Source organism: Brucella intermedia LMG 3301 (genome assembly GCF_000182645.1).
Classification (GTDB): domain Bacteria; phylum Pseudomonadota; class Alphaproteobacteria; order Rhizobiales; family Rhizobiaceae; genus Brucella; species Brucella intermedia.
Window position 1 is genome coordinate 221266 of record NZ_ACQA01000002.1, and the last position, 25575, is coordinate 246840.

Consider the following 25575-nt stretch of genomic DNA (forward strand, 5'->3'; position numbering starts at 1 on the left):
TCCGGGCAAAACAGCGTAAGGTTGCATTAGTCCAAATTTGGACTATATTCTGATCTGGACGATCGGAGGCAATCATGGCGCGAAACAAGGCAATGCTGGAAACCAAAATAGGCAAGGGACCGGATATTCTCGATGCCGCCCGCTTTGCTCCTCACTCGCGCAAGCGGTTGAGCGGGCCGGGCCTCCGCACCTTCCTGACCATCGCCGATTTGTGGGGGCTGGACGAACAGCAGCGACTGATGGTTCTGGGCCTGCCTTCCCGGTCGACCTATTACAATTGGGTGAAGGCGGTACGCGAGCGCCGCGATATCACGCTCGATGTTGATGTGCTGATGCGCCTGTCCGCAGTGCTCGGCATACATCAGGCGCTGGGGGTGCTTTATCCCGATGAAAGGGCCGGTATTCGCTGGCTGCACACACCCAACCAGGCTGGCGTCTTTGGCGGACATCCACCATTGCAACTGGTGACGAGCGGGCTTCAGGACGGGTTGCTGACGGTCCGCCGCTTTCTGGATGCGGCGCGCGGCGGGCTTTATATGGAGCCGAATGAACTGGATCGCGCGTTCAAGCCCTATCGCGATGAAGATGTGGTGTTTTCGTGAAGCGCAGTCCTGCACCGCAGCCGAGCTATCGCCTGATCCCGTCGCGCTTTCCGCCCATCGGCCTCTTCGATACGGTTGCCACGGCTGCCGATCTGGAAGCGGTGATGGAGCTGGCGGGATGGACGAATGATCGCCTTCTGGCCGAGCGATTGCAGCGCCTTCCCCGCGAGGAGTGGGTGTTCGGCAGGCCCAATTCCAGCATCGTCATGGCAACTTTCCTCCATGTCGCGCCAGGCGGCATGCGCTTCAACGGGCCGGAGCTAGGCGCATGGTATGCGGCAGCGCGGCTTACCACATCCGTCATCGAGGTTGCGCATCACATGCGTCGCGAAGCGGTTGCGACACAGCAGGACGGTCTCGCCCGCACCTTCCGGGTCTATACTGCCAAGCTGGAAGAGGATTTCGTCGATATATGTGGTGAGCAGGCAGCGCTGCCTGCCGTCTACGACCCGGCAGATTATGCCGCGTCGCAGAAGTTCGGCGAGGAAATGCGCAAGGGCGGCGAGTTCGGGATTTTGTTCGACAGCCTGCGCCACCAAGGCGGCATCAATGCTGTTGCTTTTCGCCCGAGCAGGATCGCGGATGTTACGCAGAGCGATCACTATGAAATCACGGTCGAAAGGGCATCCAACCGCATTCTGGCGAAAAAACTGAGTGCCTGAGGAGGCAGGCGTCGCCTGCCTCGTTCATCGCGCTATGACCAGCCATATTCCTCATCGAGATCCTGAAATTTTTTCAGGTCAACGATGTCGCAATATTGCTGATAGGTAATCATGTCGCCCGCGCGGGCCTTCGGCGTCCCGTCACGTTTCAGCACCGACAGCGTGTCGCTCACCGCCTTCACTGCCGAAAACAGCGTGGACAGCGCATAGAACACAACATTGAAACCCATCTGTTCGAGATTGGCGGCTGTCAGGGCCACGGTTTCGTTGCCATCGACAATGCTGACGACCTTCGGTCCTTCGACGTGCCGGGCGACGGTTTCGATTTCCGCGATGGTCTTGATGCCATCGACGAAAACAAGATCGACACCCGTATCCTGATACATTTTCGCGCGGCGAATGGCTTCTTCCGCTCCGGCCGCAGGCATGGCGTCGGTGCGGGCGATGAGGAGAAGGTCCTTGTCGGCCCGCGCCGCGATGGCGCATTTGAGACGACGCACATTTTCTTCCGCCGGGATCAGCCGGATACCGGCAAGCTGGCCGCAGCGCTTCGGCGCCATCTGGTCTTCAAGATGAATGGCTGCCACACCGGACTGGATATATTCCTCCACCGTGCGAACGATATTGGCCGGGCCTCCATAGCCCGTATCCGCATCGGCGATGACGGGAATATCCACCACGCGGGTCATATCCCGTGCATGGGTCGTCATCTCGGTCTGGGTGAGAAGGCCAAGATCGGGCGTGCCGAGACGGTTTGCCGTCGCGCCGAACCCGGTCATGTAGATGGCAGGAAATCCCGCCTGCTGCACGAGGCGGGCGGTCAGCGGATCAGGCGCTCCCGGCGCCTGAACGATGCGGCCGGTTTCGATGAGGTTTTTCAGGGCCCTGGCCTGTGTCATCGTCGTCTCCTAGAACATTTCCAGCAAAAAATGAGAAACGGTTTTGCGCTGGATAATGCGACAAAACAAATAGTGAGAGTGGCTCCGGCGATCCTGTTAAAACAGCAACCGCTCTATCGTCCGCCTGAAACATCAAGCACGACGCCGGTGATATAGGCCGCGCCCGGCGACAGCAGCCAGATGGCCGCGTCGGCAACTTCATCGGCGGTTCCAAGCCGTTTCAGCGGAATGAGGTCGGCCATCTTTGCGATGTTGGCCGGATCTGCGAACACGTCTTTCTGGATTTCCGTGTCGATCACGCCGGGGGCGAGAGCGTTGACGCGGATTTCCGGCGCGAGTTCCTTGGCAAGCGCATAGGTATAGGACGCGATAGCGCCCTTGGTCGTGGCATAGGCGATGTTGCCGACCATGCCGCCGGTGCGCCCGGCGATGGAGGAAAGGCCCACCACGGATTTGTTCGGCTTGGCTCCCGGATTGTTGAGGAAAGCACTGGAAACGTAGAACACGCTTTTCAGGTTGACGGCCAGAACCCTGTCCAGCTCGTCCGCATCGAAATCCTTCACGGTCATGCGCTGGCCGATGATGCCTGCATTATTGACCAGATGGTCGATGCCGCCCCATCTGGTGCCGATGTCTTGCGCTGCGCGGTCAACCGCGGCCTTGTCCGAAACATCCACAAGGGCCGTCAGAACCTGCTCGCCGTGCCTTTCCGCCATTTCCTCAAGGCGCGCGCCGTTCACGTCCCAAAGCACGACCCGCGCCTTGAGCGGGATGAGCTTTTCGGCAATCGCCTTGCCGATGCCGGATGCGCCGCCGGTGACGAGCACCACGCGGTCCACGAAGAAATCGGTCGGGAACGCTGGCGGGGCGTTGTATGCGGTCATGAATTATCTCCTCCTCGAAAACGAACGCCGCAGCGCGCTCATGGATCGCCGATGAGAATCCCTGGGACTCGACCATATGGCGACGGTGACTTTAAAAGCCATGTGAGCGGCAATCTGTCAATCTGAGGTACAAGATTTTGTATGCTACTTGTAAAGTGATTGTTGCCGGGCTAATCATTGCAATGGAGCGAGGCGACAATGACCGGAATTGCGCCGATGGGCATCCGTGCGGGGTTGTCCGTTCGGGAAACCCTGTCCGACTGGTCCGGTCAACTTTCCGCCGAAGCTCCAAACGGGAGGCGCGCACTACCGCGTGACAGCTTCCGCAACGATTATTGCATGCCGCTCATGCTGGGACATGGGCGGAGATCTGGGAGGATATCGTGGTCAATTCCACTGTGAGCGCGGTCGGCGCAACGCCCGACCTGCGCGACAGCACCATTCGCAAGCTCAATCTGCGGATCGTTCTGTTCTGCTTCATCTGCTTCATCGTCAACTATCTCGATCGGGTGAATATCGGCTATGCCGCGCTTCACATGAACAACGATATCGGCCTGACACCCTATATGTTCGGCGTCGGCGCGGGCATCTTCTTCATCGGCTACATGCTGTTCGAAGTGCCGAGCAACATGATGCTGCACAAGCTCGGCTCGCGCGTCTGGATAGCGCGCATCATGGTCACGTGGGGGCTCGTGTCCTGCGCCATGGCTTTCGTGCAGGGGCCGGTTTCGTTCTACATCCTGCGCTTCCTGCTGGGCGTTGCGGAGGCCGGTTTCGCGCCGGGCGTTCTGCTTTATCTCACCTATTGGTTCCCGGCCAAGGAACGCGGCCGCGCAACGGCGCTGTTCATGACGGCAACCGTACTTTCCATCGTCGTCGGCGCGCCATTCTCCGGCTGGCTGATGGATGCCGGCGAGGGGCTTTTCGGCCTGCATGGCTGGCAGGCAATGTTCATTCTTGAAGGGCTTCCCGCCGTGATCCTCGGCGTCGTGACGTTCTTCTATCTGGTCGATAGTCCGGAAAAGGACAAGCACTGGCTGAACCCGGATGAACGCGCCTGGCTGATGGCTGAACTTGCCAGGGAAAATCAGGGCAAGCAACCCGATACAAGGCATTCGCTGAAGGAAGTTTTCAGCGACTACCGCGTCTGGCTTCTGACGCTCGTCTATATGTTCAACGGCATTGCTGTTTATGGCGTCATCATGTGGCTGCCGCAGATCGTCAAGAGCCTTGGCGATTACAGCGCGGCCCAAACGGGGCTTATTTCCGCCATTCCGTTCGTGTTCGCAGCCATCGGGCTTGTGGTGATCTCGCGCAGTTCGGACCGTACCGGTGAACGCAAGATACATACGGCGATTGCGGGTCTGTTCGGCGGCGTGTTCCTTGCCGCCAGTGCGCTGTCTCCATCACCGGTCCTGAGCCTCGTGCTCCTGTCGGTCTGCGCCTTCTTCCTCTGGTCCTATCTGGGCGTGTTCTGGACGCTGCCGACCCAGTTCCTGTCGGGCGCGGCTGCCGCAGGCGGACTTGCCGCCATCAACGGCTTCGCGCAGCTTGGCGGCTTCACTGGGCCTTATCTCGTCGGCTGGGTCAAATCCACGACCGACAGCTTTTCGCTGTCGCTGCTGGCCCTGTCCATATTCCCGATAATCGGCTTCTTCCTCTGCATGAGCCTGAAAGCCAAACGGGACTGATCCGGGTGACGGGCCTGTTCTTCGATCAGGCCCGTTATCGTCACGAGTGTAATTCGAGTGCGGTTTCAACCGCTCTATACGTCGCAAGAAGGCGTCTGTAAGATTCGGACATGAGAGAGATTCGAGGCAAGAGCAAGAAGTCGCTGGCAAGCAGCATCGCGGAACGGATTCGCGGTGCGATCGTCGATGCGGAGTTTCTATTCGGTGAAAACCTCTCCGAAGATATGCTCGCTGCGGCTTTCGATGTCAGCCGTACGCCGGTGCGCGAGGCGCTCAACATTTTGCAGATGCAGGAACTGGTCCACATCGTTCCCAAGTCCGGCACCTATGTTTTCACGCCCACGCAGGAAGACATAGCCGAACTGTGTGATTTTCGCGTCGGCCTCGAAGATCAGGCCATGCGCCTGGCTCTGGTCTGCAATCGCAAGAAACTCGTTTCACAATTGAAGAAGCAGTACGATCTCATGCGTGCGGCCATAGACGACGACGATCTGCGCGCCTATGGGCGCTGTGACACCGAGTTCCATCTGGCGTTCTTCCGGGTCTGCGGCAATCGTTATCTCGCGCGCGCCTATGACAGCATTCTGGGACGTGTCGCAGCCTTGCGGACACATCTGGCAATCGGTGCCGAAGGCGAACCCGCCCGCTCCTTTGCTGACCACGCCGTCATCATCGAACTCGCCGAGGCCGATAAGCCCGGGGAACTGAGGGAAATTCTGGAAGCGCATATCATGCGCACCAAGACCAATTACCTGAATGCCTTCAGCCGGTTGCCTCGCCAGCCGGGCGACAGCCGCACGATGCGCCTGCGCCGACAATTGTCGCTGACGAACGAATAAGGTTCCCGATCAGTCTGCCCATTCCACATCGGTGGTGAAAGCGATGGTCAGCCACCGGTCCGGCCCTTCGCCCCCGAGCGCATCGCCGATTTCATCACGCAATGCATCCCATTCCTCAAGCTTTCGGGGCGGAAGATTGGGCGGAACGATGAAATAGAGTTCGATCTGCTTGCCGCGGCCGACCTTGGCGACATAAGCGCGGTATGAGAGAAAGCCGTGCTGCCTGACGAACTGTTCCGCAATGGCATCGACGTGCTTTTTGAGGTCCAGAGGCGTCACGAGGAATATGTCAGCCAATGCCTGTCTGATCGTCCCGATCGGCATCGGAATGATGACAAGACAGACGACCGCCAGAACCGCGGGATCGATATAAGGCGTCAGCCAGCCGAGTTCTGTTCCGTCGATGACATAGCCGACCGAAAAAGCGATCAAAAGCGCTGCCGTAATGCCGCCCGACATGATCCAGGCTTTGGCGTCGAGCGCGACGAAATCCGATTTCAGGGTCCGGTTTGCGCGTGTTTCTAGCAAGGCCATGCCGAGGCACGCGATCAGGGCCACGACGGCATAGAAGATCGCATAGCTGAATTCGAGGTCGCGTCCGCCATCCATCAGGCTGCCGACAGCGTTTATGAGGGCGTAGATTGCGACGCCGGTCAGCATCATGCCGTTGAGGCCAAGCACCATTGGTTCCAGATGCCAGAAACCCATCGTGAAGCGATCACGCAGTTTTCCGCGGGGTTGTTCCGGCAGGGCCGAGAGTGCGATGAGACGCGAGACGAGAAGGGCAAGTCCGCTCATGGCTGCGTCGGCAAGCATGTAAACGCCGTCGAATACTATAGAAAATGAGCCGGATAACAGGCCGAAGACGACGCCGAAACCAGCAACCAGAATAGTAACCGCTATTGATAGTTGAAGAATAGATTGTTCACTGCGCAATTTGTACTCCGATTTAAACCACATGCAACGCGGTTTGGCTTCGGAGTGCGCTTCTTCAAGCGCCGAGCCAATTCCGCGTTGCACGGCAAATCTACACCGGCAGCGTGAAACTGGCAAATCGTGTCAGCTATTCGATATTTTCAGGCCCATTCCGGTACGCGGGTGGCCGATTCCCGCAGGATGAGCTCGACCGGCCATAATTCATGGATATCGGATGCGGCGCGTCCGTCGAGTATGTCCATCAGGAGGTCGGCGCAACGTTTGCCGGCTGCGCGCATGGACGAGCGTGTCGCGGTCAGCGAGGGGACCATATTGTCGGCGCTCAGAAACGAGATGACGTCATCGTGGGCGATGACGGAAATATCCTTGCCGATGGTCAGGCCGAAGGAGCGCGCCGCCCGGTATATGCCAAGCGCGGTCATCATGGAACCGGCAACGAATGCAGTCGGGCGGGGGTCGCGCTCCAACAGCTTGCGGGCGAGACGATAGCCGATTTCATCGGTGAAATCGCCGTGCTGGACGAGATCTGGGTCGAAGGCGATGCCTCTGCTTTCGAGGGCTTTGCGGTAGCCTTCGTCACGGTGAAGCGAGAAGGTGAAGCCGTAGCGGCCATTGATCATGGCGATGCGCCGATGGCCGAGATCGAGCAGATGGGCAGTCGAGCGATAGACCGCCCCTTCATTGTCGATGTCGAGCCAGGCGTGCGGAATGCCGGTTTCGGAACGTCCGTGCACGAGAAAAGGCATGCCCAGTTCATGCAGCATGCGGATGCGCTCGTCGTTTGGCTTGGGAGAGGTCACGATGATAGCATCGACGCGATGGCTGGTGGCGAGCCGTCTGCACAGTTGCACTTCGTCATCGGTTCCGTTGTTGGCAATCGGGCTGACAAGAATATCGACTTCATCCTGGCAAAGCCGTTCCGCCATGCCCCGCATGAACTCGGCGAAATGAAACTCGCTGTTGCGTCCCATCACGACACCGATTGCACCGGCGCGACCGGTCACCAGCCTGACCGCGTTGACGTTGGGGCGGTAACCAAGGCGCACAGCCTCGTCCATCACCCGCTTGCGCGTGCTTTCCGCCACTTCGGGATAGCCGCTCAACGCCCGGCTGACGGTCGTGGCCGAAAGGCCCAGATGTTTGGCGAATTCACGGAGCTTCATTTGGCTTTCGAATTATACAGGCAGGCAAGGCGGCGGATTATAGCCGCTTCCCTGCGATTAACAATTGGTCGGCTGAGTTCTTTGATACGCTGCAAGATATAGGGTGCACGAAAACCAAACCGATTTCAAGTTTGTTTGAATTCTTACTCCTGCATGCTGCAACGAAACCGAGCCCGAAATGCTGATCAACAACGAAATGAATCCATAACCCTTTGAATTATCGTGCTCAGACGTTCGGAAATGCGTAAATAGGGTCCGCTCCGGATTCTGCTGCTTGACAGAAATGCGGTCCTCTGCAACCTTTTCGTCATCCAAACCGTTTTCGATTTTATCAAACCGCTTACAGAATGGATGGGAGGAGGGAACTATGAAGGTTTTTCAAGGTGTGCTCGCAGCGGGCGTGGCGCTTGGTCTGGCGACGGTGAGCGCCCATGCGGTGGAGATTTCCATCGCCGCCAATTCGACGGGCAACAACATCAAGTTTCTGCAGGAGCAGATCGTCAAGTTCGAGAAAGATACCGGCAACAAGGTCAATATCGTCTCGATGCCGCCGTCGAGCAGCGAGCAGTTCAGCCAGTATCGCCTTTGGCTGGCAGCCGGTAACGCTGATATCGACGTTTACCAGACCGACGTGGTCTGGGCGCCGCAACTGTCGGACCAGTTTGTCGATCTGACAGAGGCGACCAAGGACGTGACCGGCGCTCACTTTCCTTCCATCATCGCCTCGCAGACGGTGAACGGCAAGCTGGTTGCGCTGCCATTCTATACCGACGCGCCAGCGCTTTTCTATCGCAAGGATCTGCTCGAAAAATACAATAAGCAGGTTCCAAAGACCTGGGACGAAATGACGGCAACCGCCAAGGAAATCATGGACAAGGAGCGAGCGGAAGGAAAGTCCGACCTCTGGGGCTTTGTATTTCAGGGTAATGCCTATGAAGGCCTGACCTGCAACGCGCTCGAGTGGGTCAAGTCGTCGGGCGGCGGCCAGATTGTCGAAGCCGATGGCACCATTTCCATCAACAATGAAAAGGCGGCGGCGGCCATCGACCGCGCCAAGGGCTGGATCGGCTCAATTTCGCCGCAGGGCGCGCTTGCCTATCAGGAAGAGGAATCGCGCGGTGTCTGGCAGACCGGCAATGCCGTGTTCATGCGCAACTGGCCTTATGCCTATGCGCTCGGCAACAGTGCCGATAGCGGCGTGAAAGGCAAGTTCGACGTGGCGCCATTGCCTGCCGGGGCGGAGGGCGATGCACCTTCCTCGACGCTGGGCGGCTGGAACCTTGCCGTTTCAAAATATTCCACCAAGCAGGATGCAGCCATCGCGCTGGTCAAATATCTGGCCTCGCCGGAAGTGCAGAAGGTGCAGGCGATAGAGATTTCGCGCCTGCCGACCATCGAAGCGCTTTATGATGACAAGGATGTCATTGCAGCCCAGCCTTTCATGGCCAACTGGAAGCCGATTTTCCAGAATGCCGTGCCGCGCCCGTCTGCTGCGACAAAAGTAAAATACAATGAAGTCTCATCGAAATTCTGGACGGCGGTGCACAAGACGCTTTCGGGCAACGGCACGGCTGCGGAGAATCTCGAAATGCTTGAGGTCGAGCTGACCGAGCTGGAAGGCTCCGGCTGGTAGCCCCGTCAAGCCGCGTTCGGGCGGCCTCCCAAGCCCCTTTAGGGCAGTCCGAACGCTCCAATCTCCCTGAGCACGACCAAGAGTGGGATCATGACGGAGACTTCTCTCGATATTTCGGGGAATTCGGCCACGAACAGCCGGGTTCATTCCGATCTGCGCGCGCAGCGTATCAGGTCAGCCTGGCTGTTTCTTGCGCCCACGCTGGCGGTACTGGCGCTGGTGGCAGGCTGGCCGCTGCTTCGGACTGTCTATTTCAGTTTCACCAATGCATCCCTGACGAGCCTTGGCACGGCGGAATTCGTCGGCTTCAACAATTATCTGTCATGGGTGACGCTGAAAAGCGGGCGCACCGTCTATCGTGGTCTGCTGGCTGACCCCGCCTGGTGGGGCGCGGTCTGGAATACGATCCGGTTCACCGTTCTGTCGGTCAGTCTGGAAACTGTCTTCGGATTGATCGTCGCACTGGTGCTCAACGCGAACTTCCGGGGGCGCGGGCTTGTGCGCGCCGCAATCCTGATCCCCTGGGCCATCCCGACCATCGTTTCGGCCAAGATCTGGCACTGGATGCTCAACGATCAGTTCGGCATTCTCAATCATATTCTGCTCAATCTGGGGCTCATAAGCCAGAAGATCGCATGGACCGCCAATCCGGACACCGCAATGATTGCGGTTCTGATCGTCGATGTCTGGAAGACGACGCCCTTCATGGCGCTGCTCATTCTGGCCGGTTTACAGATGGTGCCAACGGATATTTACGAGGCAGCCAGGATAGATGGCGTGCACCCGCTGAAGGTGTTCTGGCGGGTGACGCTGCCGCTGATCCGTCCGGCGCTGATGGTGGCCATCATCTTCCGGATGCTGGATGCCCTGCGCATATTCGATCTCATCTATGTGCTGACGCCCAACAATGCGCAGACGAAAACCATGTCGGTCTTCGCGCGCGAAAATCTCTTCGATTTCGACAAGTTCGCCTATGGTGCGGCGGCATCGACGATGTTGTTCCTCATCATCGCGGCCATCACCGTGCTCTACATGTTCTTCGGGCGCGTCAACGTCGGCAGGGGGGACTAGCATGATGCATTATGTAAAAACCCTGGGCTTTTATCTGCTGGTGGCACTCATCATCCTGATCGCAGTGTTCCCGTTCTACTATGCGATCATCACCAGTGTGAAATCCGGAACGGCGCTGTTTCAGGTCGATTACTGGCCGACCAGTTTCTCGATTGAAAACTATGCCAGCGTGCTGACCCAGGGCAGCTTCCTGCGCAGCCTCGGCAACTCGCTCATGGTGGCGACCGTGGTGGTGGCAATCTCGCTGTTGCTGGCGGTGACAGCGGCCTATGCACTGGCCCGTGTAAGTTTTCGCGGGCGAGGGCTGCTGCTTCTTACCATCCTTTCGGTGTCCATGTTCCCGCAGATCGCCGTTCTGGCAGGGCTGTTCGAGTTGATCCGCTTCCTCGGCATCTTCAACACGCCGCTGGCGCTGATCTTCTCCTATATGATCTTCACACTGCCGTTCACGGTCTGGGTTCTCACCACCTTCATGCGCGACCTGCCGGTCGAGATCGAAGAAGCCGCCATCGTGGACGGCGCATCACCATGGGTCATCATCACGCGGGTTTTCATGCCGCTCATGTGGCCCGCGCTGGTGACGACCGGGCTGCTCGCCTTCATCTCGGCGTGGAACGAGTTCCTGTTTGCGCTCACCTTCACCTCCTCGGGCAGCCAGCGCACCGTGCCGGTGGCCATCGCGCTTCTGTCCGGCGGCAGTCAATTTGAAATCCCATGGGGCAACATCATGGCGGCTTCCGTCATCGTGACGGTTCCCCTCGTCATCCTCGTGCTCATCTTCCAGCGGCGGATCGTGTCCGGTCTGACGGCAGGCGGCGTAAAGGGTTAGGTACAACCATGGCAGAGCTTCAATTGCGCGATGTGCGCAAATCTTTCGGCAATTTCGAGGTCATCCGGGGCGTGGACATGGATATCCGGCCCGGCGAGTTCATGGTTTTCGTCGGCCCTTCCGGCTGCGGCAAGTCCACGCTGCTGCGCCTCATTGCCGGGCTGGAGGAAATCTCCTCGGGCAGTCTTTCCATTGACGGAACGGTGGTCAACAGCTTTGCGCCGTCGAAGCGCGGTATCGCCATGGTGTTCCAGTCCTATGCGCTTTATCCGCATATGACGGTCTATGAAAACATGGCCTTCGGCATGCAGCTTGCGGGCAAGGACAAGCAGGAATGCAAGGCCCGGATTCAGGCCGCCGCGGAGATGCTGCAACTCACACCTTATCTGGAGCGCCTGCCGCGTCAGCTTTCGGGCGGCCAGCGCCAGCGTGTCGCGATTGGCCGCGCCATTGTGCGCGATCCGAAGGTTTTCCTCTTCGACGAACCCTTGTCCAACCTCGATGCGGCACTACGTGTGGCTACAAGGCTTGAGATCGCCAAGCTCCACGAGAGCATGGAAGACACCACCATGATCTATGTGACGCACGATCAGGTGGAGGCGATGACCCTGGCTGACCGCATCTGCGTGCTGCGCGATGGACGCGTGGAGCAGATCGGAACGCCGCTTGAGCTTTACGAAAAGCCGAATTCGCTTTTCGTCGCCGGGTTCATCGGGTCGCCGAAAATGAACTTCCTGACCGGCAGCTATAGTGAGCCTTTCGGGGCGCATACGGTGGGTCTGCGCCCCGAACACCTCGCCATCGTTGCCGAGGGAGGCCACTGGACCGGTCGGGTGATTCATAGCGAAATCCTCGGTTCCGATACCTATGTCTATATCGATCTCGGCCTGGAGGAGCCGCTGGTGGTCCGCGAAAGCGGCGTGGCAGCGCGTAAATCAGGCGAGACGCTCTCGGTTTCCCCCTTGGGGGACGACATTCATCGCTTCGATGAAAAGGGCCGCGCCGTCTGACGCCGACCTCCCAAGCTCAACGACACATGAGACAAATGGGCGGTGACGCCCGCAGCAAGGAGAATATTCGTGCCTATTCGTACAATCGTCTGGGGTGAAAACATTCACGAGCAGATCAATGAAACCGTGCGTTCGGTTTATCCGGACGGTATGCACAACACCATCGCAGGCGCGCTGAATGAGGACAGTGCCATCGAAGCGACGACCGCCACCTTGCAGGAGCCTGAGCACGGCCTGACCGAAGAGCGTCTTGCCGAAACGGACGTGCTGGTCTGGTGGGGGCACAAGGACCATGGCGGCGTCAGCGACGAGGTTGTGGAGCGCGTGGCAAGGCGCGTCTTTGAAGGCATGGGCCTGATCGTGCTCCATTCAGGGCATTTCTCCAAGATATTCAAGCGGCTGATGGGAACGCCCTGCGCGCTGAAATGGCGCGAGGCGGGTGAGCGCGAGCGGCTCTGGGTAGTCAATCGCGGCCATCCGATCACACAGGGGCTGGATGAGAATTTCGTGCTGGAGAACGAGGAAATGTACGGGGAGCAGTTCTCCGTGCCGGAACCGCTCGAAACGGTTTTAATCTCGTGGTTCGCCGGCGGTGAAGTCTTCCGGTCGGGGATGACCTGGCGGCGCGGTGCAGGCAATGTGTTCTATTTCCGTCCCGGTCACGAGACCTATCCTACCTATCACGATGCGAATGTGCGGACAGTCCTGCGCAATTCGGTGAAATGGGCCTATAATCCGCAACCGGCATGGGCGGGCATCCATACCGCGCCGAATGTCCCGGTGGACCAGGCGCCGGAGCCGATCGTGGAGCGTGGTCCGAAATTGCACAAGCCGGGCGAAGCCGGCTATCGCTGAGGTGCATCATGCGTCTTCTTATTCTTGGAACAGGCGGCATGGCGAAGAACCATGTCGAAGCCTTCAAGGCCATCAACGGTGTGGAGGTTGTCGCGGCTTGCGATGTTTCGGCGGTGCGTGTCGATGCGTTTTCGGAAAACCATGGCATTCACAACCGCTTCACGCGGCTTGAGGATGCGCTGGAATGGAACCGCTTCGACGCGGTTGCCAATGTGACGCCGGACGCCATTCACCACCCGACCACGCTTGCGCTGGTCGGGGCAGGCAAGCATGTCTTCTGCGAAAAGCCGCTGGCTGAAAGCTACGAGAAAGCCGCCGAAATGGCCGACGCCGCCGAGCAGGCGGGCGTCGTCAACATGGTCAACCTCACCTATCGCAATGTAGCGCCGCTGCAGAAGGCGCGCGAAATGGTGCTGGCGGGCGAGATCGGACAGGTGCGCCACTTCGAGGCGTCCTACCTGCAAAGCTGGCTGGTCTCCAAGGCGTGGGGCGACTGGAAAACCGAGAGCAAGTGGCTCTGGCGGCTTTCAACCCGGCACGGTTCCAACGGCGTTCTGGGCGATGTCGGCATTCATATTCTCGACTTCGCGACCTATGCGATCGGCAGCGATGTGGAGCGGGCTTCGGCGCGTCTCAAGACTTTCGAGAAGGCGGACAACAACCATATCGGCGAATATGTGTTGGATGCCAATGACAGCTTTGTCATGATGGCCGAATATGCCAATGGCGCGCTGGGTGTCATTCACGCCAGCCGCTGGGCGACAGGTCATCTCAACGAGCTGCGGCTGCGTATCCACGGCGACAAGGGCGCGCTGGAAATTCTTCACACACCGACCGGCTCGAGCCTGCGTGGTTCCATCGGCGAGGATATCGAAACCCCGGTATGGCGGGACATTGATGCGGGAACGGTGGAGACGAATTACCAGCGGTTTGCCCGCGCGGTGGCCGACGGGGCGCAACTGGAACCGGGTTTCCGCCATGCGGCCAATCTGCAACGTGTGCTCGATCATGCGATGATCGTGGACAGGCCGTTGCCGGAGGTTGTTGCCGGTTAACATCTCCAGGAAATGAAACCCTCCCGCAAGATGCGGGAGGGTTTATGCATCAGGACTGCTGGTCCTTCACGAAGGTTTGGTCCACTTCGCCGCGGAAGAATTCGCGGCCATAGATCAGCAGGCAGAGGATGACGCCGGTGGCGAAAGCCCATCCGGCACCGCGCGTTGCCAGTACCGCGCCTGTAATGCCTGCGATGCCGAGGTCGCGCTGCGAGCGGGCTTCCATGACACCGATACGCACCGAGACATAGCCCTGGATCAGCAGAGTGAGCGTCAGCGCCACGCCGAGGATCGGCTGGACAAGTGTCACGATCGGCATCAGGAACAGGCCGGTATTGGTGCCCCAGCGGAACGAACCCGCGCCGCCGAAGATCGAGTGCATCGACTTCTTGCCCTTGGAAAAGCGCTCGCAGATAACCACCTGCATTGCCGCCCATACCGGGCCGCACATCGTCACATCGGGACCTAGGATCGACATTCCCGTATTGCGCATGCCGAAAACGAGGTGCGCGCGGTTGGGATTGTAGTCGATCTTCTCGTCGGGGCGGTGCTGCTGGGCTTCCCCGATAATCGACTTGGTTTTCAGAACATCGCCGAACAGGACAATATAAGTTGCAAGCACCGTTGGCAGAGCCGTGAGGAACATGGAAAGCGGCGGCATGCCGAGGCCGAAGATCGTATATTCGCGCCACAGTGTCGCGAAATCCGGAGACGAGATCGTCCACTGGAATTCCGGCCATTTGGCCTCCCCGAATAGCGGGGCAATCACCACGGCAAGCAGGATGCATGGCAGTACGCCGAGCTTTCCGATAAGGCCGAAAAAGCCGCCATTGCGCGACAGGCGGTTAAACTGCGGCGAGAACATCAGGTAAAAGCAAAGGCCGATGGCAATCGAGATCGTGAACGGAAACGTGTCGAAATTTCCGCCGATCTTGAATACCGAAATGACAGCCGAAAAACCGGCGCCGATGATGATGCCGGATTTAATCGCTTGCGGGATCGCGGCGATCACTCTGTTTGCGATGCCGGTCGCGCCGATGAAGATGGACAAGAGCCCCAGCATCATCTGGAAGGACACAAGCGCGTGTATGCGTTCCGGGCCTTCAGGGAAGGTCGAGCAATAGGCCATGATGAGGGGGACGGCAGGCGTGATCCAGCCGGGAACGACCGGGTCGCCGAGCAGATGGTGGGTTAGATAGAAAAGCCCGTTCAGCACCACCACGGCAAGCGCCACTTCGAAGGGCATTCCAAGAAGCTCCGCCATGAGCGGGATCGCCGACAGGTCGACGGCGCACATGAGAAGCCCCTGGCAATAGTCAGGCCACTCGAATTTGTAATGGACAAAAGGCAAGCGAATTTTGAACGGTCCGGCAGGCCAATAGGGCTGCTCCTGACCGTCGATACGTTCAGTGCTCAATTTATTCTCCGGGACATAGGAAAGGTTGCGCGGAAGCGGCTATCAGCACGCTTCTGCGGTCCTCAACCTTCAGGTCGTTGTGGCAGAGCGGTTCCGGTTAACGCAGAGCTGTCGGAACCGCACTAAAGATTTGCTGTGTCGCATTTCCAGAAAAAAGCGCGTCGCATTTTTGCTGGAGATGCTCGCGCTCAAAAAGCTTCGCGGTAAAGCGCCAGGGCGTCGGCCTCGGTCACGTCGACCGGGTTGTTGCCCAGAAGCCGTGTCTGCAGCATCGCATCGCGTGCCAGCGTTTCGAGGCTGTCTTCCGTCACGCCGACATCACGCAGGCGGCGCGGCGCGCCCGACTTGTTCATCAGCTCTTCCATATAGGTTACGAAAGCCGCTGAACGCTCTTCCGTCGTGCCTTCGGATTTCTCCAGCAGCAGATCGGCAAGTTCGGCGTAAAGCGCGGCTGCGCCTGCCATATTGTAGCGAAGCACCGGCCCCAGCATCAGCGCATTGGAAAGGCCGTGCGGCACATGGTAGTGGCCGCCAAGCGGGTAAGCCAGCGCGTGAACAGCGCCGACAGGCGAGTTGGAAAAGGCCTGACCGGCATAATTGGCGCCGAGCAGCATGGCCTCGCGGGCATGACGATCATTGCCATTTTCGCAGGCCGCAATCAGGTTCGCTGAAAGAAGCTTCAGCGCCTCGCGGGCGAACGCATCGGAGAGCGGGTTCTTCTTGATCCGGCTCGTATAGGCTTCGATCGCATGAACCATGGCATCAATGCCGGTCGCAGCCGTATGAAGCGCGGGAAGACCGCAGGTCAGTTCTGCATCGAGGATTACGAAATCAGCGTAAAGCTGGCGAGCGACGACGCCCATCTTCGTGGTTTCGCCCGTCGTCAGAATGGTGATGTTCGTGACTTCCGAACCCGTTCCGGCGGTGGTCGGAATCTGGATCAGCGGCAGACGTCCGCCCTGTACCTTGCCGATACCGTAGAGCTCGGAAAGCTCCTGTTCGGAAACAATCAGCACGGCGGCGAGCTTGGCGATATCCATGGAGGAGCCGCCGCCCAGACCAAGCACGATATCGCAACCGGCAGCCTTTGCCTGCTCGACGCAGGCAAACAATACGGATTCCGGCGGATCGGCTACCACGTCGTCGAACACGCTGATACCGAATCCCGCCTTTTCGAGCGAGGCCAGCGCATGGTTGAGGACGCCGGCCTTGTGCAGGCCCTTGTCCGTCACGATCAGAATCCTGCGTTCCGAAAACCGTTCGCCGAGGATTTCGCCGAGGCGCTTCGCAGCGCTCCATTCGACGAGCATCGAGCCGACGGTGTCGAACGAAAATGGCTTGATCTCTGTTGTCATCATTCCACCCTTTTCACTTTCACCAGCGCCGAGGTCTCTCATTTCCTCACCGGCGCACAACGCTGGGCTATCCCGGAAACGCTCCTGTCTTGGGAAGGAGGCGTCCGGTAATTCTCCGATGCAGCCGATGCACCGGCAGTTCTGAAAGAAAAGCCTTGGGAGAAACTCTTCGCTTGTTCAATATATTGAACAATGTTCAAAACTGAATGATCGATACAGGATAAGAAGCCGGACTGTCAATTTCTCCCTTCGCCCAAGACGCTGAAATCCCTGCTGGAAAGTTCATCGGTGCATGCCCCCAGAGCAATAAACGATTGAAAATGTTCTCGTTCTTGGCGAGTGCCATCAGGCCGTTCGGTGAATATTTCACTCGAAATAACTTGCGGGGCTTCGTCCGAGGCTGCGCTTGAACGTTGCGGCGAAAGCGCTTGCGCTTTGGTATCCGCAATCAAGCGCCACGGTCACGACAGGCACGCCTGCGGCAAGCGCAGGCAAGGCAGCAAGCAAGCGGGCCTGCTGCCGCCAGCGACCGTAGGTCATGCCGGTTTCACGCTCGAAATGACGCATGAAACTGCGCCTGCTCATGCCAGTCCGCGAGGCGGCAGCATCGAGCGATAACTCCGTATCGGGCTCCGCTTGCAGCGTCTGGCAAAGGGTGCGTAGCCGGTGATCCGATGGCATGGACAGACTGAGGGGTTCGGCGGGCAGAAAAGTGAGTTCCTCCAACAGCAATTCGCAGACGCGGTGAGCGAAGGGTGTAGCTGGCCGGTCCTGCAATTCCACAAGACGCAGGATCAGTTCGCGCAGCAAGGAAGAAACTTCCACCACGCCGCAGGATGAGGGGAGGGATCGCGCGGCATCCGGATGGATAAAGATCGTACGAAACTGAACAGGTCCGTGGCTGCGGGTTGCGTGCTCCACCATCGGCGGCACCCACACGGCGCGATTGGGAGGAACGACCCAGCTACCGTTTTCGGTTGCAACGGTTACCACGCCGGACCGCGCATAGATCAATTGCGCATCGCGGTGACGGTGCGGCGGCCCTGCAAAGGATGCATCGTCCTGCGCGATGGTGGATATGGCGAGTGCAAGGGGCGCTGGATAATTCAGTGACATGGATTGACCCTTTTGCGCTCAATAATGGCCTTAAAGCGCAGGAATGCCAATATCCATTGACATATGATGGAGTGGAGAAGCCATTTTTAAGAAAGCCCCGCAGTGTCCGCTTGCGCCAGCCACAAGACACTTGTTTCAACGGAGTTGAACGCTCCGGCTGGCTGCGCACGCTTCGCTTTTTCGCTTCTTCTCCTTCGACTTACCGGCGACCGTTGGGCCTGATGGCATCCCGGCGGTCGTAACCTGCCGTCAATCCCATTTCCCAATTGTCGAAGCCGCTGCTCTCGCAGCCGAAGGAACTATTGTCATGATGCCAAACCCGGATAGCAAATATCGTCCTTTCATATCTCCGATCGAATTGCCGGATCGCGAGTGGCCGAACCGGCGGCTGGCGCAGCCGCCGCGCTGGGTCTCGACGGACCTGCGCGATGGCAATCAGGCGCTCGCCGACCCGATGGACGGCGAAAAGAAGATGCGTTTCTATCGCATGCTTCTGGAAATCGGTTTCAAGGAAATCGAGGTTGCGTTTCCTTCCGCTTCGCAAACGGAGTTCAACTTTGTTCGTCGGCTGATCGAAGAGGAACTGATACCTGACGATGTGACCATTCAGGTGCTCACCCAGTCGCGCGCTGACCTCATCGCACGCACTTTCGAATCCCTGCGCGGTGCACGTCAGGCCATCGTTCATCTTTATAATGCAACCGCGCCGCTGTTTCGTCGTGTGGTGTTCAACATGGAAAAGGACGAGATCGTCGATCTGGCGGTCAGTGGGATAACCGCCATGCTGGAAGAAAGCCGGAAACAACCAGAGACACGCTGGACTTTCGAATATTCGCCGGAAACCTTCTGTTTTACCGAGCCTGATTTCGCGCTGGAAATCTGCGAACGTGTTCTGGATGTCTGGCAGCCAACGCCCGAAAACAAGGCGATCCTCAACCTGCCGGCTACGGTCGAGGTGGCAATGCCGAATGTCTATGCGGACCAGATCGAATGGTTCTGCCGCAACCTGTCGCGCCGCGACAGCGTCATTATAAGCGTGCATCCGCACAATGACCGGGGGACGGCGGTGGCCGCCACGGAACAGGCCTTGCTGGCAGGCGCTGATCGCGTCGAGGGTTGCCTGTTCGGCAATGGCGAGCGCACCGGCAATGTCGATCTCGTTACGCTGGCGCTCAATTTCTATACGCAGGGCATCGACCCGAAGCTTTATTTCCCGGAGATGCGCTCCGTGGTGCGAACGGTCGAACATTGCAATGACTTGCCGGTTCATCCGCGCCACCCCTATGCGGGCGAACTGGTCCATACTGCTTTTTCCGGCTCGCATCAGGATGCGATCCGCAAGGGTTTTGCCGCGCATCAAAGCCGCAATGACGGCATATGGGAAATGCCCTATCTGCCCATTGATCCGAAAGATATCGGTGAAAGCTATGAAGCCGTCATCCGCGTCAACAGCCAGTCAGGCAAGGGCGGCGTGGCATGGGTGCTGGAGCAGGACCGGGGGCTGAAACTGCCGCGCCCGCTGCAAATCGATTTCAGCCGTCGCGTGCAGGCATTCGCCGACGATACCGGCAAGGAAACGACCGCCGAAATGATCTGGTCGCTGTTCCGCGATGTCTATCATCTGGAAGAGAATGCTGATTTCGAGCTGCTGAACTACAGGGAAAGCAGGCCCGCACGGAGCGGAGAGGCGCGTGTCTTCGCCGGGCGCATTCGGCATCGCGGGCAGGAAATCGCCATAACCGGGCGCGGCAATGGTTTGATATCAAGTGCGGTCTCGGCATTGCAGGCCGGTTGCGATATCGATCTGGAAATCGTCGACTATCACGAACATTCATTGAAAAAGGGCACTTACGCGAAGGCTGCGGCTTATATCGAATGCCGTACGCATGATGGACGGAAAGTTTTCGGCGTCGGGATCGACGACGATATCGCAACCGCGTCGATACGGGCTGTGTTGAGCGCTGCCGCGAATTTTTCCACGAGCGATGTCTAAAAAATGAGGAAGCAGACGAGATTTGCTCTTGACCTCAACCAAGGTTGAGGAACTAGAGAAGCATGGCCGATCATCTGGAGTATCGTCCATGCGCTTGTCGCTTCTTCTTGTTCCCCTTGCTTTTTCCACTGTCCTTCTTGTTTCGACAGCCGCCTCTGGTGAAGGGGCAGATGCTGCGGCCGGGGAAAAACTCTTCAAGCGATGCTCCGTCTGCCACACGGCGGATGCCGACGAAAGCAAACGCGGCCCATCACTGAAAAGCGTGGTGGGCCGCAAGGCCGCCTCCTATCCGGGCTATCCCTATTCGGATGCGATGCGCAAGGCGGCTGCCGAGGGGTTGGTCTGGAACGACGAGGAGTTGAAGGCTTTTCTCAGGAAGCCGCAGGCCGTGGTGAAGGGCACCTGGATGGCTTTTGCCGGACTGACCAGGGAAAAAGACCTCGAAAACATGATCGCCTATCTGAAACAGCATTCCGAATAGCTGTTTGGAACCGATATGGCCGAACGGACATCCCGACGTGAGGCCATGGCCGGTCGGAAGCGCTGCGGGGCGTTTTCCGACCGGCGCTATCAGGGACAGAAGCCGAAGGTTGCCTGACATGATGAACAGAAACGTGCTGCATATAGACCGCGACGCAATCGGCGCCGTTTCGAAGCGAGAGTTCGCGGATGCGATGTCGCGGATGGCCGCAACAGTGTCCGTGGTGACCGCATGCGATGCCGGTGAAGCCCACGGTCGCACGGTGACAGCGGTGTTGTCGCTTTCCGCCGAGCCGCCCATGGTTTTGGTTTCGGTGAAAAGCGACAGCGCGCTGGCAACGGCGATCCTCTCTGATGGCGGCTTCTCGCTCGCCATGCTCGCGGAAGGGCAGGAGATGATCGGCGATGCCTTCGCGGGAAAGGTTCCCCACGCGCAGAGATTTCTCATTGGTGTGTGGAGCGAATGGCCGTCTGGCAGGCCGCGTCTTTTCGGGGCTTCGGCCGCCATTGACTGCGAACTGGCGGGCAGCGTTCCAATGGCGGATCACACGCTTTTTGCCGGGCTGGTAACAAATACCGATCTGCCGCTGCATTCGCGCCCGTTGCTATGGGCACGCCGCAATTATCGCGCGTTGAGACATGACGCGGATTTATGACGCGTCTTGCAATTATGCGGGGCTGCGGCCTACACATTCGGCATGATCGAGTTTGACGATATGGAACATTCAGGTCTCAAGAAAAGCCTGACGGTTGGTGACGTTTCCCGGCGCGCCGGTGTGGCGGTCTCTACGGTCCATTTCTATGAAACCAAGGGGCTCATCGAGGGCTGGCGCACAGAGGGCAACCAGCGCCGCTATCACCGCGCCGTGCTGCGCCGCATTGCCATTATCAAGATCGCGCAACGCGCGGGCATTCCGCTTGCGATCATTCATGAAGCGCTGGAAGACCTTCCCCACGACCACGTGCCGACGGCGGAGGACTGGAGACGTTTTTCGGAAGCCTGGAAAGACATGCTTCAGGAACGCATCGACAGTCTGATGCAGCTTCGTGACCAGATAACGAGTTGCATCGGCTGCGGTTGTCTCTCGCTGTCCGAATGCCCGTTGCGAAATCCCGACGACATCCTCGGTCAGCAAGGCGCCGGTCCCCGAAGATTGATGGTCAAGCCCGGCAATCTCATCTGACTTCCCTGCATCTGGGACGAACCTTTCCGACGCTGCTGCGGCTCATTCGCGGCGGCGATCTTGCGGCGTTCCATGCCACATTTTGCAACAGTCAAAAGCCTTCGTTTCCAGTGGAAATAGCCTATTGACCTCAACCAAAGTTGAGGTCCTATAAACCTGTCGGCAACAATTCAGTTCACGGAGGCCGACAGTGCAAAGTTCGATCGAAGAAACAACACCAGCGGGAATTGCGGGACATGCGCCTGCTGGCTGGGGGGAGCTTCTAAGCGGTAAAAATGGCCTCTATGCCCTGGCTTTGGCCGGAGGTGTCACTCTCCATGCGGTCAATATGTATATCGCGACTACAGTCATGCCGAGCGTGGTGCAGGACATTGGCGGCATGGATTTCTATGCCTGGGCGACGACCTTGTTCGTCGTTGCCTCCATTCTGGGGGCTGCACTCACCGCGCGGCTGCTGAAAAGTGCCGGTCCAAGAGGCGCCTATGTCGTGGCGACCCTGCTGTTCGCAGCCGGCACACTGATCTCATCTCTGGCCATCAACATGCCGGTCATGCTGGCGGGGCGGAGCGTGCAAGGCCTCGGCGGCGGATTTCTTTACGCGCTCGCCTATGGTCTCACCCGTGTCGTGTTGCCGGAGCGCCTGTGGGGCCGGGCCATCGGTCTTATTTCCGCTATGTTCGGCGTGGCGACGCTCATCGGTCCGGCGATTGGCGGCATCTTTGCCGAATATGGCGCATGGCGCGCTGCTTTCTGGTCCTTGCTGCCGGTATCGGGTCTTTTCGCTGTGGTGGCATTCGCGACTTTGCCACGCTCGAGCTGGGATAGAAACGAGCGCGTTTCCATTCCGGTTCTTCAACTCATCCTCCTCACCGGCGCTGTCCTTGCGGTTTCAGCGGGGAGCCTGTCAGAGGAAACGCTATGGAAGATCGTCGGTCTGGGTGCTGCGATATTCATGATCGCCATCATCGCAGTCGTGGACCGCGACGCCAAGGCACGTCTCCTGCCGCGCCGCTCGTTCAGCCTGTCGACACCGCTCGGCGCTCTTTACCTTACGATCGCGCTTCTGATGCTCAGCATGCAGCCCGAAATATACGTGCCTTATCTGCTGCAGCACCTGCATGGCCAGTCTCCGCTCTGGGCAGGATATCTGGCGGCACTTATGGCAATCGGCTGGACGGTGGCATCCTTCCTCAGTTCCAGATGGCAGGAGAAGGGGGGCGACAGGCTTGTCGTTGCCGGACCCGTTCTCGCGCTTGCCGGTCTTGTCCTGCTCGCCATATTTCTCCCGATCCATGGCAACGGCAACTGGTCGCTGCTCGCGCCCGTCTGCCTTGGGCTCATCCTGATCGGTTTCGGGATTGGCCTTGCCTGGCCCAGCCTCGTTACCCGCGTCTATCAGAGCGCTCCCCTGACCGAGCAGGATCTCGCAGCGGGTGGAATGACGACCGTACAGCTCTTCGCCATAGCCTTCGGAACGGCGTGCGCGGGGATGGTTGCCAATTTTGCCGGTATTGCCGTGCCGGGAGGTGTGGAGGGCGCGGCAAATGCCTCGCTCTGGCTGTCGGTGATATTCGCGCTCGCGCCAGCAATTGCCGTGGCAGTCGCATTCAAGGTTATCCGTATCACGGGCGGAAAGGGCTGACCGATGCCGCGTTTCATCGCCAACATCCTCGATTCCCGTGCCAGCCTTTTGCTGGCGCGGGTGGTCCTTACCTTCGTTTTCTGGTCGAGTGGGCTGGCCAAGCTCTTCGACTTCGGCGCCAATGCTGCGGAAATGGAAAGCTTTGGTCTTCATCCGGGCTGGCTGTTCAACAGCGCAACTCTGCTTTTGCAGATTGGCGGATCGCTGATGATCATCTTCAATCGCGGAACCTGGCTGGCTTGTGGCGCGCTTGCCGTCTTTACGATCCTGACCATTCCCGTTGCCCACCCGTTCTGGGCGAAGGAAGGAGAAGAAGCTTTCCGGGATATGACGGTGGCGCTGGAGCACATATCGCTGATCGGCGGTCTCGCTCTCGCTGCAATTCTATCGCGCAAGGTCTAAACCACTGGACGCACTGATTGCCCTGCCTGTACCTTGCCTGTCGTCGGATCGATAGGCAGGGGAGGGCCTGGCATGGACGTGACGATCATAACGGGAGCATCGGATGGTATCGGCGCTGAAACCGCGCGGCAGATCGCCCAGCGCGACCGTGCCAGTGCTGCTCTGGTGCTCGCTGCGCGCAATGTGGACAAGCTGGAGAGGCTTGCCGCCGAATTGCGGCAACTGGGCAGCTCGGCCCTTGTGATACCCACCGACGTTAAGGATCGCGCTGCCTGCATCGCCCTGATCGACAAGGCGGTTTCCGCCTATGGCCGCATCGATACGCTGATCGTGAATGCGGGCATGTCGGCCCATGCCAATTTCGCCGAAATCAAGCCGGATGATCTCGATTGGATGCATGACCTGATGGAGTTGAACTATTGGGGCAGCGTCTGGCCTATCCATGCCGCACTTCCATATCTCGCTGCCAGCAGGGGGCGGATCGTCGCTGTCTCATCCGTGGCCGGATTCATCGGCGTGCCGGGGCGTACGGCCTATAGCGGAACGAAGTTCGCCCTCTCAGGCTTCTGCGAGGCGCTTCGCGCCGAACTGACCCCCAGCGGCATTTCCGTGACAATCGTCTATCCGGGTGTCGTCAAAACCGACATTCGCAAAGTAGGCTATGGCGCAAGCGGTGCCGCTCTTGGAACGAGCGGCGTGCGCGAGGATGACATGATGCCGGTCGAGGAAGCCGTGCGGCTGATGCTGGCGGGTGTCCAGGCGCGCAAACGCGAAGTGTTGATGACCAGGCAGATGCGGCTGGGGCGGTGGTTGAAGCTTATAGCTCCCGCTCTGGTGGACCGCATGGCGCTCAAGGCTATCAAGCCGGAATTCAGGCCGAAACCGATCACGCCCGCTAAATAGGCAGCGACAATGCCCGCTATTGAGGGGCGCGCTCGAACGACCCCGCTAATTTTCATGCCTTGTCACCAACTATCCGTTGACGAGTTTTTAACTTCGACTACTATATATAGTGTTCTAGGTTCTTTCGATTCGTCGGATCGAAAGCTAAGACGGGAATCCGGTGCGTTTCATCCATGATGGATGCGACAATGCCGGAGCTGCCCCCGCAACTGTAAGCGGAGAGTTCTGTCCATCACGTCACTGGCTCAGGCTGGGAAGGCGGGCAGAATGTTGATCCGTGAGCCAGGAGACCTGCCTTGAACGAGTACGTCCACGGGCGGGGTGTCCGGTTGGCGCGCAATCTTGTATGGCAAGCTTTGCCTTGCCGGTTGCTGCCTCGAACTTCCCGCTTTGTTTTTACGCATTCCCCGGCAAAACCGCTTTGCACTTTTGCTGGGATTTAGCTTCGGGGTGAAGTCCATGTTCAGTCTATTCAGTTTCAGTTCCGGTCCTCCCTTCCAGGGATAGTTTGTGCGGTCAGGCTGCTTGTTGGTGCGGCTGGCCTTTCCCCTGTCATGTGCCTTTCAACGCGCATTTCGCGATGCGCGAACGGCTTTTTGCGTCCTTCCAGGGCATTCCCTGTTTTTTCATGAACCGTTGGAAATGCTCTGTCTGTTTGTCTTGTCGCGCATCTCATCCGAAACGGGTTCCCACTTTTCGGGATGCGCTCTAACCAGCGAGAAAAAAATGAACGTCACCGTTTACAGCAAGCCCGCCTGCGTCCAGTGCACCGCCACCACGCGCGCCCTCGATCGTCAGGGCATCGAATATGAAGTCATCGATATTTCTGCCGATGCGGACGCCTTCGATCTCGTGAAGGGCATGGGCTACCGCCAGGTGCCGGTGGTTGTGGCAGGCGAATCCCATTGGGCGGGCTTCCGGCCCGATATGATCAGCTCTCTAGCCTGAGGCCTG

At 58.7% G+C, this 25575-nt stretch carries 25 protein-coding genes and 1 riboswitch; of the genes, 18 read left to right on the top strand and 7 right to left on the bottom strand.

The annotated features are described in order from the left end of the window. Positions 1 to 74: 74 nt before the first annotated feature. Both OINT_RS13520 and OINT_RS13525 read left to right on the top strand, forming a co-directional pair. Positions 75 to 602, top strand: a complete 528-nt coding sequence (locus OINT_RS13520) for an MbcA/ParS/Xre antitoxin family protein (protein WP_006468408.1) — start codon at positions 75 to 77, stop codon at positions 600 to 602. Next, positions 599 to 1264 (top strand): RES family NAD+ phosphorylase, encoded by a 666-nt coding sequence (locus OINT_RS13525; protein ID WP_006468409.1) that lies wholly within the window; start codon positions 599 to 601, stop codon positions 1262 to 1264. The genes OINT_RS13520 and OINT_RS13525 overlap by 4 nt, the downstream gene beginning before the upstream one ends. Before the next feature lie 32 nt (positions 1265 to 1296). Here the strand turns inward: OINT_RS13525 and OINT_RS13530 are convergent, their stop codons facing one another. Continuing rightward, positions 1297 to 2163, bottom strand: coding sequence for an isocitrate lyase/PEP mutase family protein (locus OINT_RS13530; RefSeq protein ID WP_006468410.1), 867 nt, complete (start codon positions 2161 to 2163; stop codon positions 1297 to 1299). A 113-nt stretch (positions 2164 to 2276) separates the two neighbouring features. Then, positions 2277 to 3047 (bottom strand): SDR family NAD(P)-dependent oxidoreductase, encoded by a 771-nt coding sequence (locus tag OINT_RS13535; protein WP_006468411.1) that lies wholly within the window; start codon positions 3045 to 3047, stop codon positions 2277 to 2279. A gap of 383 nt (positions 3048 to 3430) precedes the next feature. Here OINT_RS13535 and OINT_RS13540 point away from each other — a divergent pair, with 383 nt between their 5' ends. Both OINT_RS13540 and OINT_RS13545 read left to right on the top strand, forming a co-directional pair. Next, the gene (locus OINT_RS13540; protein ID WP_006472460.1) at positions 3431 to 4738 is read left to right on the top strand and encodes an MFS transporter; all 1308 of its coding nucleotides are present in this window, start codon (positions 3431 to 3433) and stop codon (positions 4736 to 4738) included. A gap of 110 nt (positions 4739 to 4848) precedes the next feature. Further along, positions 4849 to 5577, top strand: a complete 729-nt coding sequence (locus tag OINT_RS13545; RefSeq protein WP_006468413.1) for a GntR family transcriptional regulator — start codon at positions 4849 to 4851, stop codon at positions 5575 to 5577. Positions 5578 to 5586: 9 nt separating this feature from the next. Here OINT_RS13545 and OINT_RS13550 read toward each other — a convergent pair whose 3' ends face one another. Together OINT_RS13550 and OINT_RS13555 are read right to left on the bottom strand one after the other, a co-directional pair. Next, the gene (locus OINT_RS13550) at positions 5587 to 6513 is read right to left on the bottom strand and encodes a cation diffusion facilitator family transporter (RefSeq protein WP_025092094.1); all 927 of its coding nucleotides are present in this window, start codon (positions 6511 to 6513) and stop codon (positions 5587 to 5589) included. Positions 6514 to 6653: 140 nt separating this feature from the next. After that, on the bottom strand, positions 6654 to 7676 hold the full coding sequence (locus OINT_RS13555) for a substrate-binding domain-containing protein (RefSeq protein ID WP_006468415.1): 1023 nt from the start codon (positions 7674 to 7676) through the stop codon (positions 6654 to 6656). A gap of 367 nt (positions 7677 to 8043) precedes the next feature. Between OINT_RS13555 and OINT_RS13560 the strand changes: the two genes are divergently transcribed. The 6 genes from OINT_RS13560 to OINT_RS13585 all read left to right on the top strand — a co-directional run bounded on the left by OINT_RS13560 (position 8044) and on the right by OINT_RS13585 (position 14129). After that, complete coding sequence (locus OINT_RS13560; RefSeq protein ID WP_006472462.1) at positions 8044 to 9309, top strand: ABC transporter substrate-binding protein; 1266 nt, start codon at positions 8044 to 8046, stop codon at positions 9307 to 9309. Between the two features lie 90 nt (positions 9310 to 9399). Further along, positions 9400 to 10380 (top strand): carbohydrate ABC transporter permease, encoded by a 981-nt coding sequence (locus tag OINT_RS13565; protein WP_006468417.1) that lies wholly within the window; start codon positions 9400 to 9402, stop codon positions 10378 to 10380. A 1-nt stretch (position 10381) separates the two neighbouring features. Next, a complete protein-coding gene (locus OINT_RS13570) occupies positions 10382 to 11209 on the top strand; it encodes a carbohydrate ABC transporter permease (RefSeq protein ID WP_006472464.1) in 828 nt (275 codons plus the stop codon). 8 nt (positions 11210 to 11217) lie between these two features. Further along, complete coding sequence (locus OINT_RS13575) at positions 11218 to 12219, top strand: ABC transporter ATP-binding protein (protein WP_006468419.1); 1002 nt, start codon at positions 11218 to 11220, stop codon at positions 12217 to 12219. 69 nt (positions 12220 to 12288) lie between these two features. Then, positions 12289 to 13074 (top strand): ThuA domain-containing protein, encoded by a 786-nt coding sequence (locus OINT_RS13580; RefSeq protein ID WP_006472465.1) that lies wholly within the window; start codon positions 12289 to 12291, stop codon positions 13072 to 13074. Positions 13075 to 13082: 8 nt separating this feature from the next. After that, positions 13083 to 14129 carry a Gfo/Idh/MocA family protein gene (locus OINT_RS13585; protein WP_006468421.1) on the top strand — a complete coding sequence of 349 codons (1047 nt, stop codon included), beginning with the start codon at positions 13083 to 13085 and terminating at the stop codon, positions 14127 to 14129. Between the two features lie 49 nt (positions 14130 to 14178). Here the strand turns inward: OINT_RS13585 and OINT_RS13590 are convergent, their stop codons facing one another. The 3 genes from OINT_RS13590 to OINT_RS13600 all read right to left on the bottom strand — a co-directional run bounded on the left by OINT_RS13590 (position 14179) and on the right by OINT_RS13600 (position 18017). After that, positions 14179 to 15546, bottom strand: coding sequence for a hypothetical protein (locus OINT_RS13590; protein WP_006468422.1), 1368 nt, complete (start codon positions 15544 to 15546; stop codon positions 14179 to 14181). Between the two features lie 188 nt (positions 15547 to 15734). Then, positions 15735 to 16904 (bottom strand): iron-containing alcohol dehydrogenase, encoded by a 1170-nt coding sequence (locus tag OINT_RS13595; RefSeq protein ID WP_006472466.1) that lies wholly within the window; start codon positions 16902 to 16904, stop codon positions 15735 to 15737. Between the two features lie 363 nt (positions 16905 to 17267). After that, complete coding sequence (locus OINT_RS13600; RefSeq protein WP_006468426.1) at positions 17268 to 18017, bottom strand: AraC family transcriptional regulator; 750 nt, start codon at positions 18015 to 18017, stop codon at positions 17268 to 17270. A 307-nt stretch (positions 18018 to 18324) separates the two neighbouring features. On the opposite strand from OINT_RS13600, the gene leuA reads away from it, so the two are divergent. From leuA to nrdH, 8 genes are all read left to right on the top strand, one after another. Then, on the top strand, positions 18325 to 20010 hold the full coding sequence (gene leuA, locus OINT_RS13605) for a 2-isopropylmalate synthase (protein ID WP_006468428.1): 1686 nt from the start codon (positions 18325 to 18327) through the stop codon (positions 20008 to 20010). A gap of 88 nt (positions 20011 to 20098) precedes the next feature. Then, positions 20099 to 20491: a c-type cytochrome gene (locus OINT_RS13610; protein ID WP_006472467.1), complete on the top strand. Its 393-nt coding sequence runs from the start codon at positions 20099 to 20101 to the stop codon at positions 20489 to 20491. Positions 20492 to 20609: 118 nt separating this feature from the next. After that, on the top strand, positions 20610 to 21146 hold the full coding sequence (locus tag OINT_RS13615; protein WP_006472468.1) for a flavin reductase family protein: 537 nt from the start codon (positions 20610 to 20612) through the stop codon (positions 21144 to 21146). A gap of 60 nt (positions 21147 to 21206) precedes the next feature. After that, complete coding sequence (gene soxR, locus OINT_RS13620; RefSeq protein WP_025092092.1) at positions 21207 to 21674, top strand: redox-sensitive transcriptional activator SoxR; 468 nt, start codon at positions 21207 to 21209, stop codon at positions 21672 to 21674. A gap of 190 nt (positions 21675 to 21864) precedes the next feature. Further along, positions 21865 to 23316: an MFS transporter gene (locus tag OINT_RS13625; RefSeq protein ID WP_006468432.1), complete on the top strand. Its 1452-nt coding sequence runs from the start codon at positions 21865 to 21867 to the stop codon at positions 23314 to 23316. Positions 23317 to 23319: 3 nt separating this feature from the next. Further along, a complete protein-coding gene (locus OINT_RS13630; RefSeq protein WP_006468433.1) occupies positions 23320 to 23718 on the top strand; it encodes a DoxX family protein in 399 nt (132 codons plus the stop codon). 72 nt (positions 23719 to 23790) lie between these two features. After that, positions 23791 to 24621, top strand: a complete 831-nt coding sequence (locus tag OINT_RS13635; RefSeq protein ID WP_006472471.1) for an SDR family oxidoreductase — start codon at positions 23791 to 23793, stop codon at positions 24619 to 24621. 99 nt (positions 24622 to 24720) lie between these two features. Beyond that, positions 24721 to 24934, top strand: a riboswitch (cobalamin riboswitch). Positions 24935 to 25347: 413 nt separating this feature from the next. Then, positions 25348 to 25569 (top strand): glutaredoxin-like protein NrdH, encoded by a 222-nt coding sequence (gene nrdH, locus OINT_RS13640; protein WP_006472472.1) that lies wholly within the window; start codon positions 25348 to 25350, stop codon positions 25567 to 25569. Positions 25570 to 25575 lie beyond the last annotated feature (6 nt).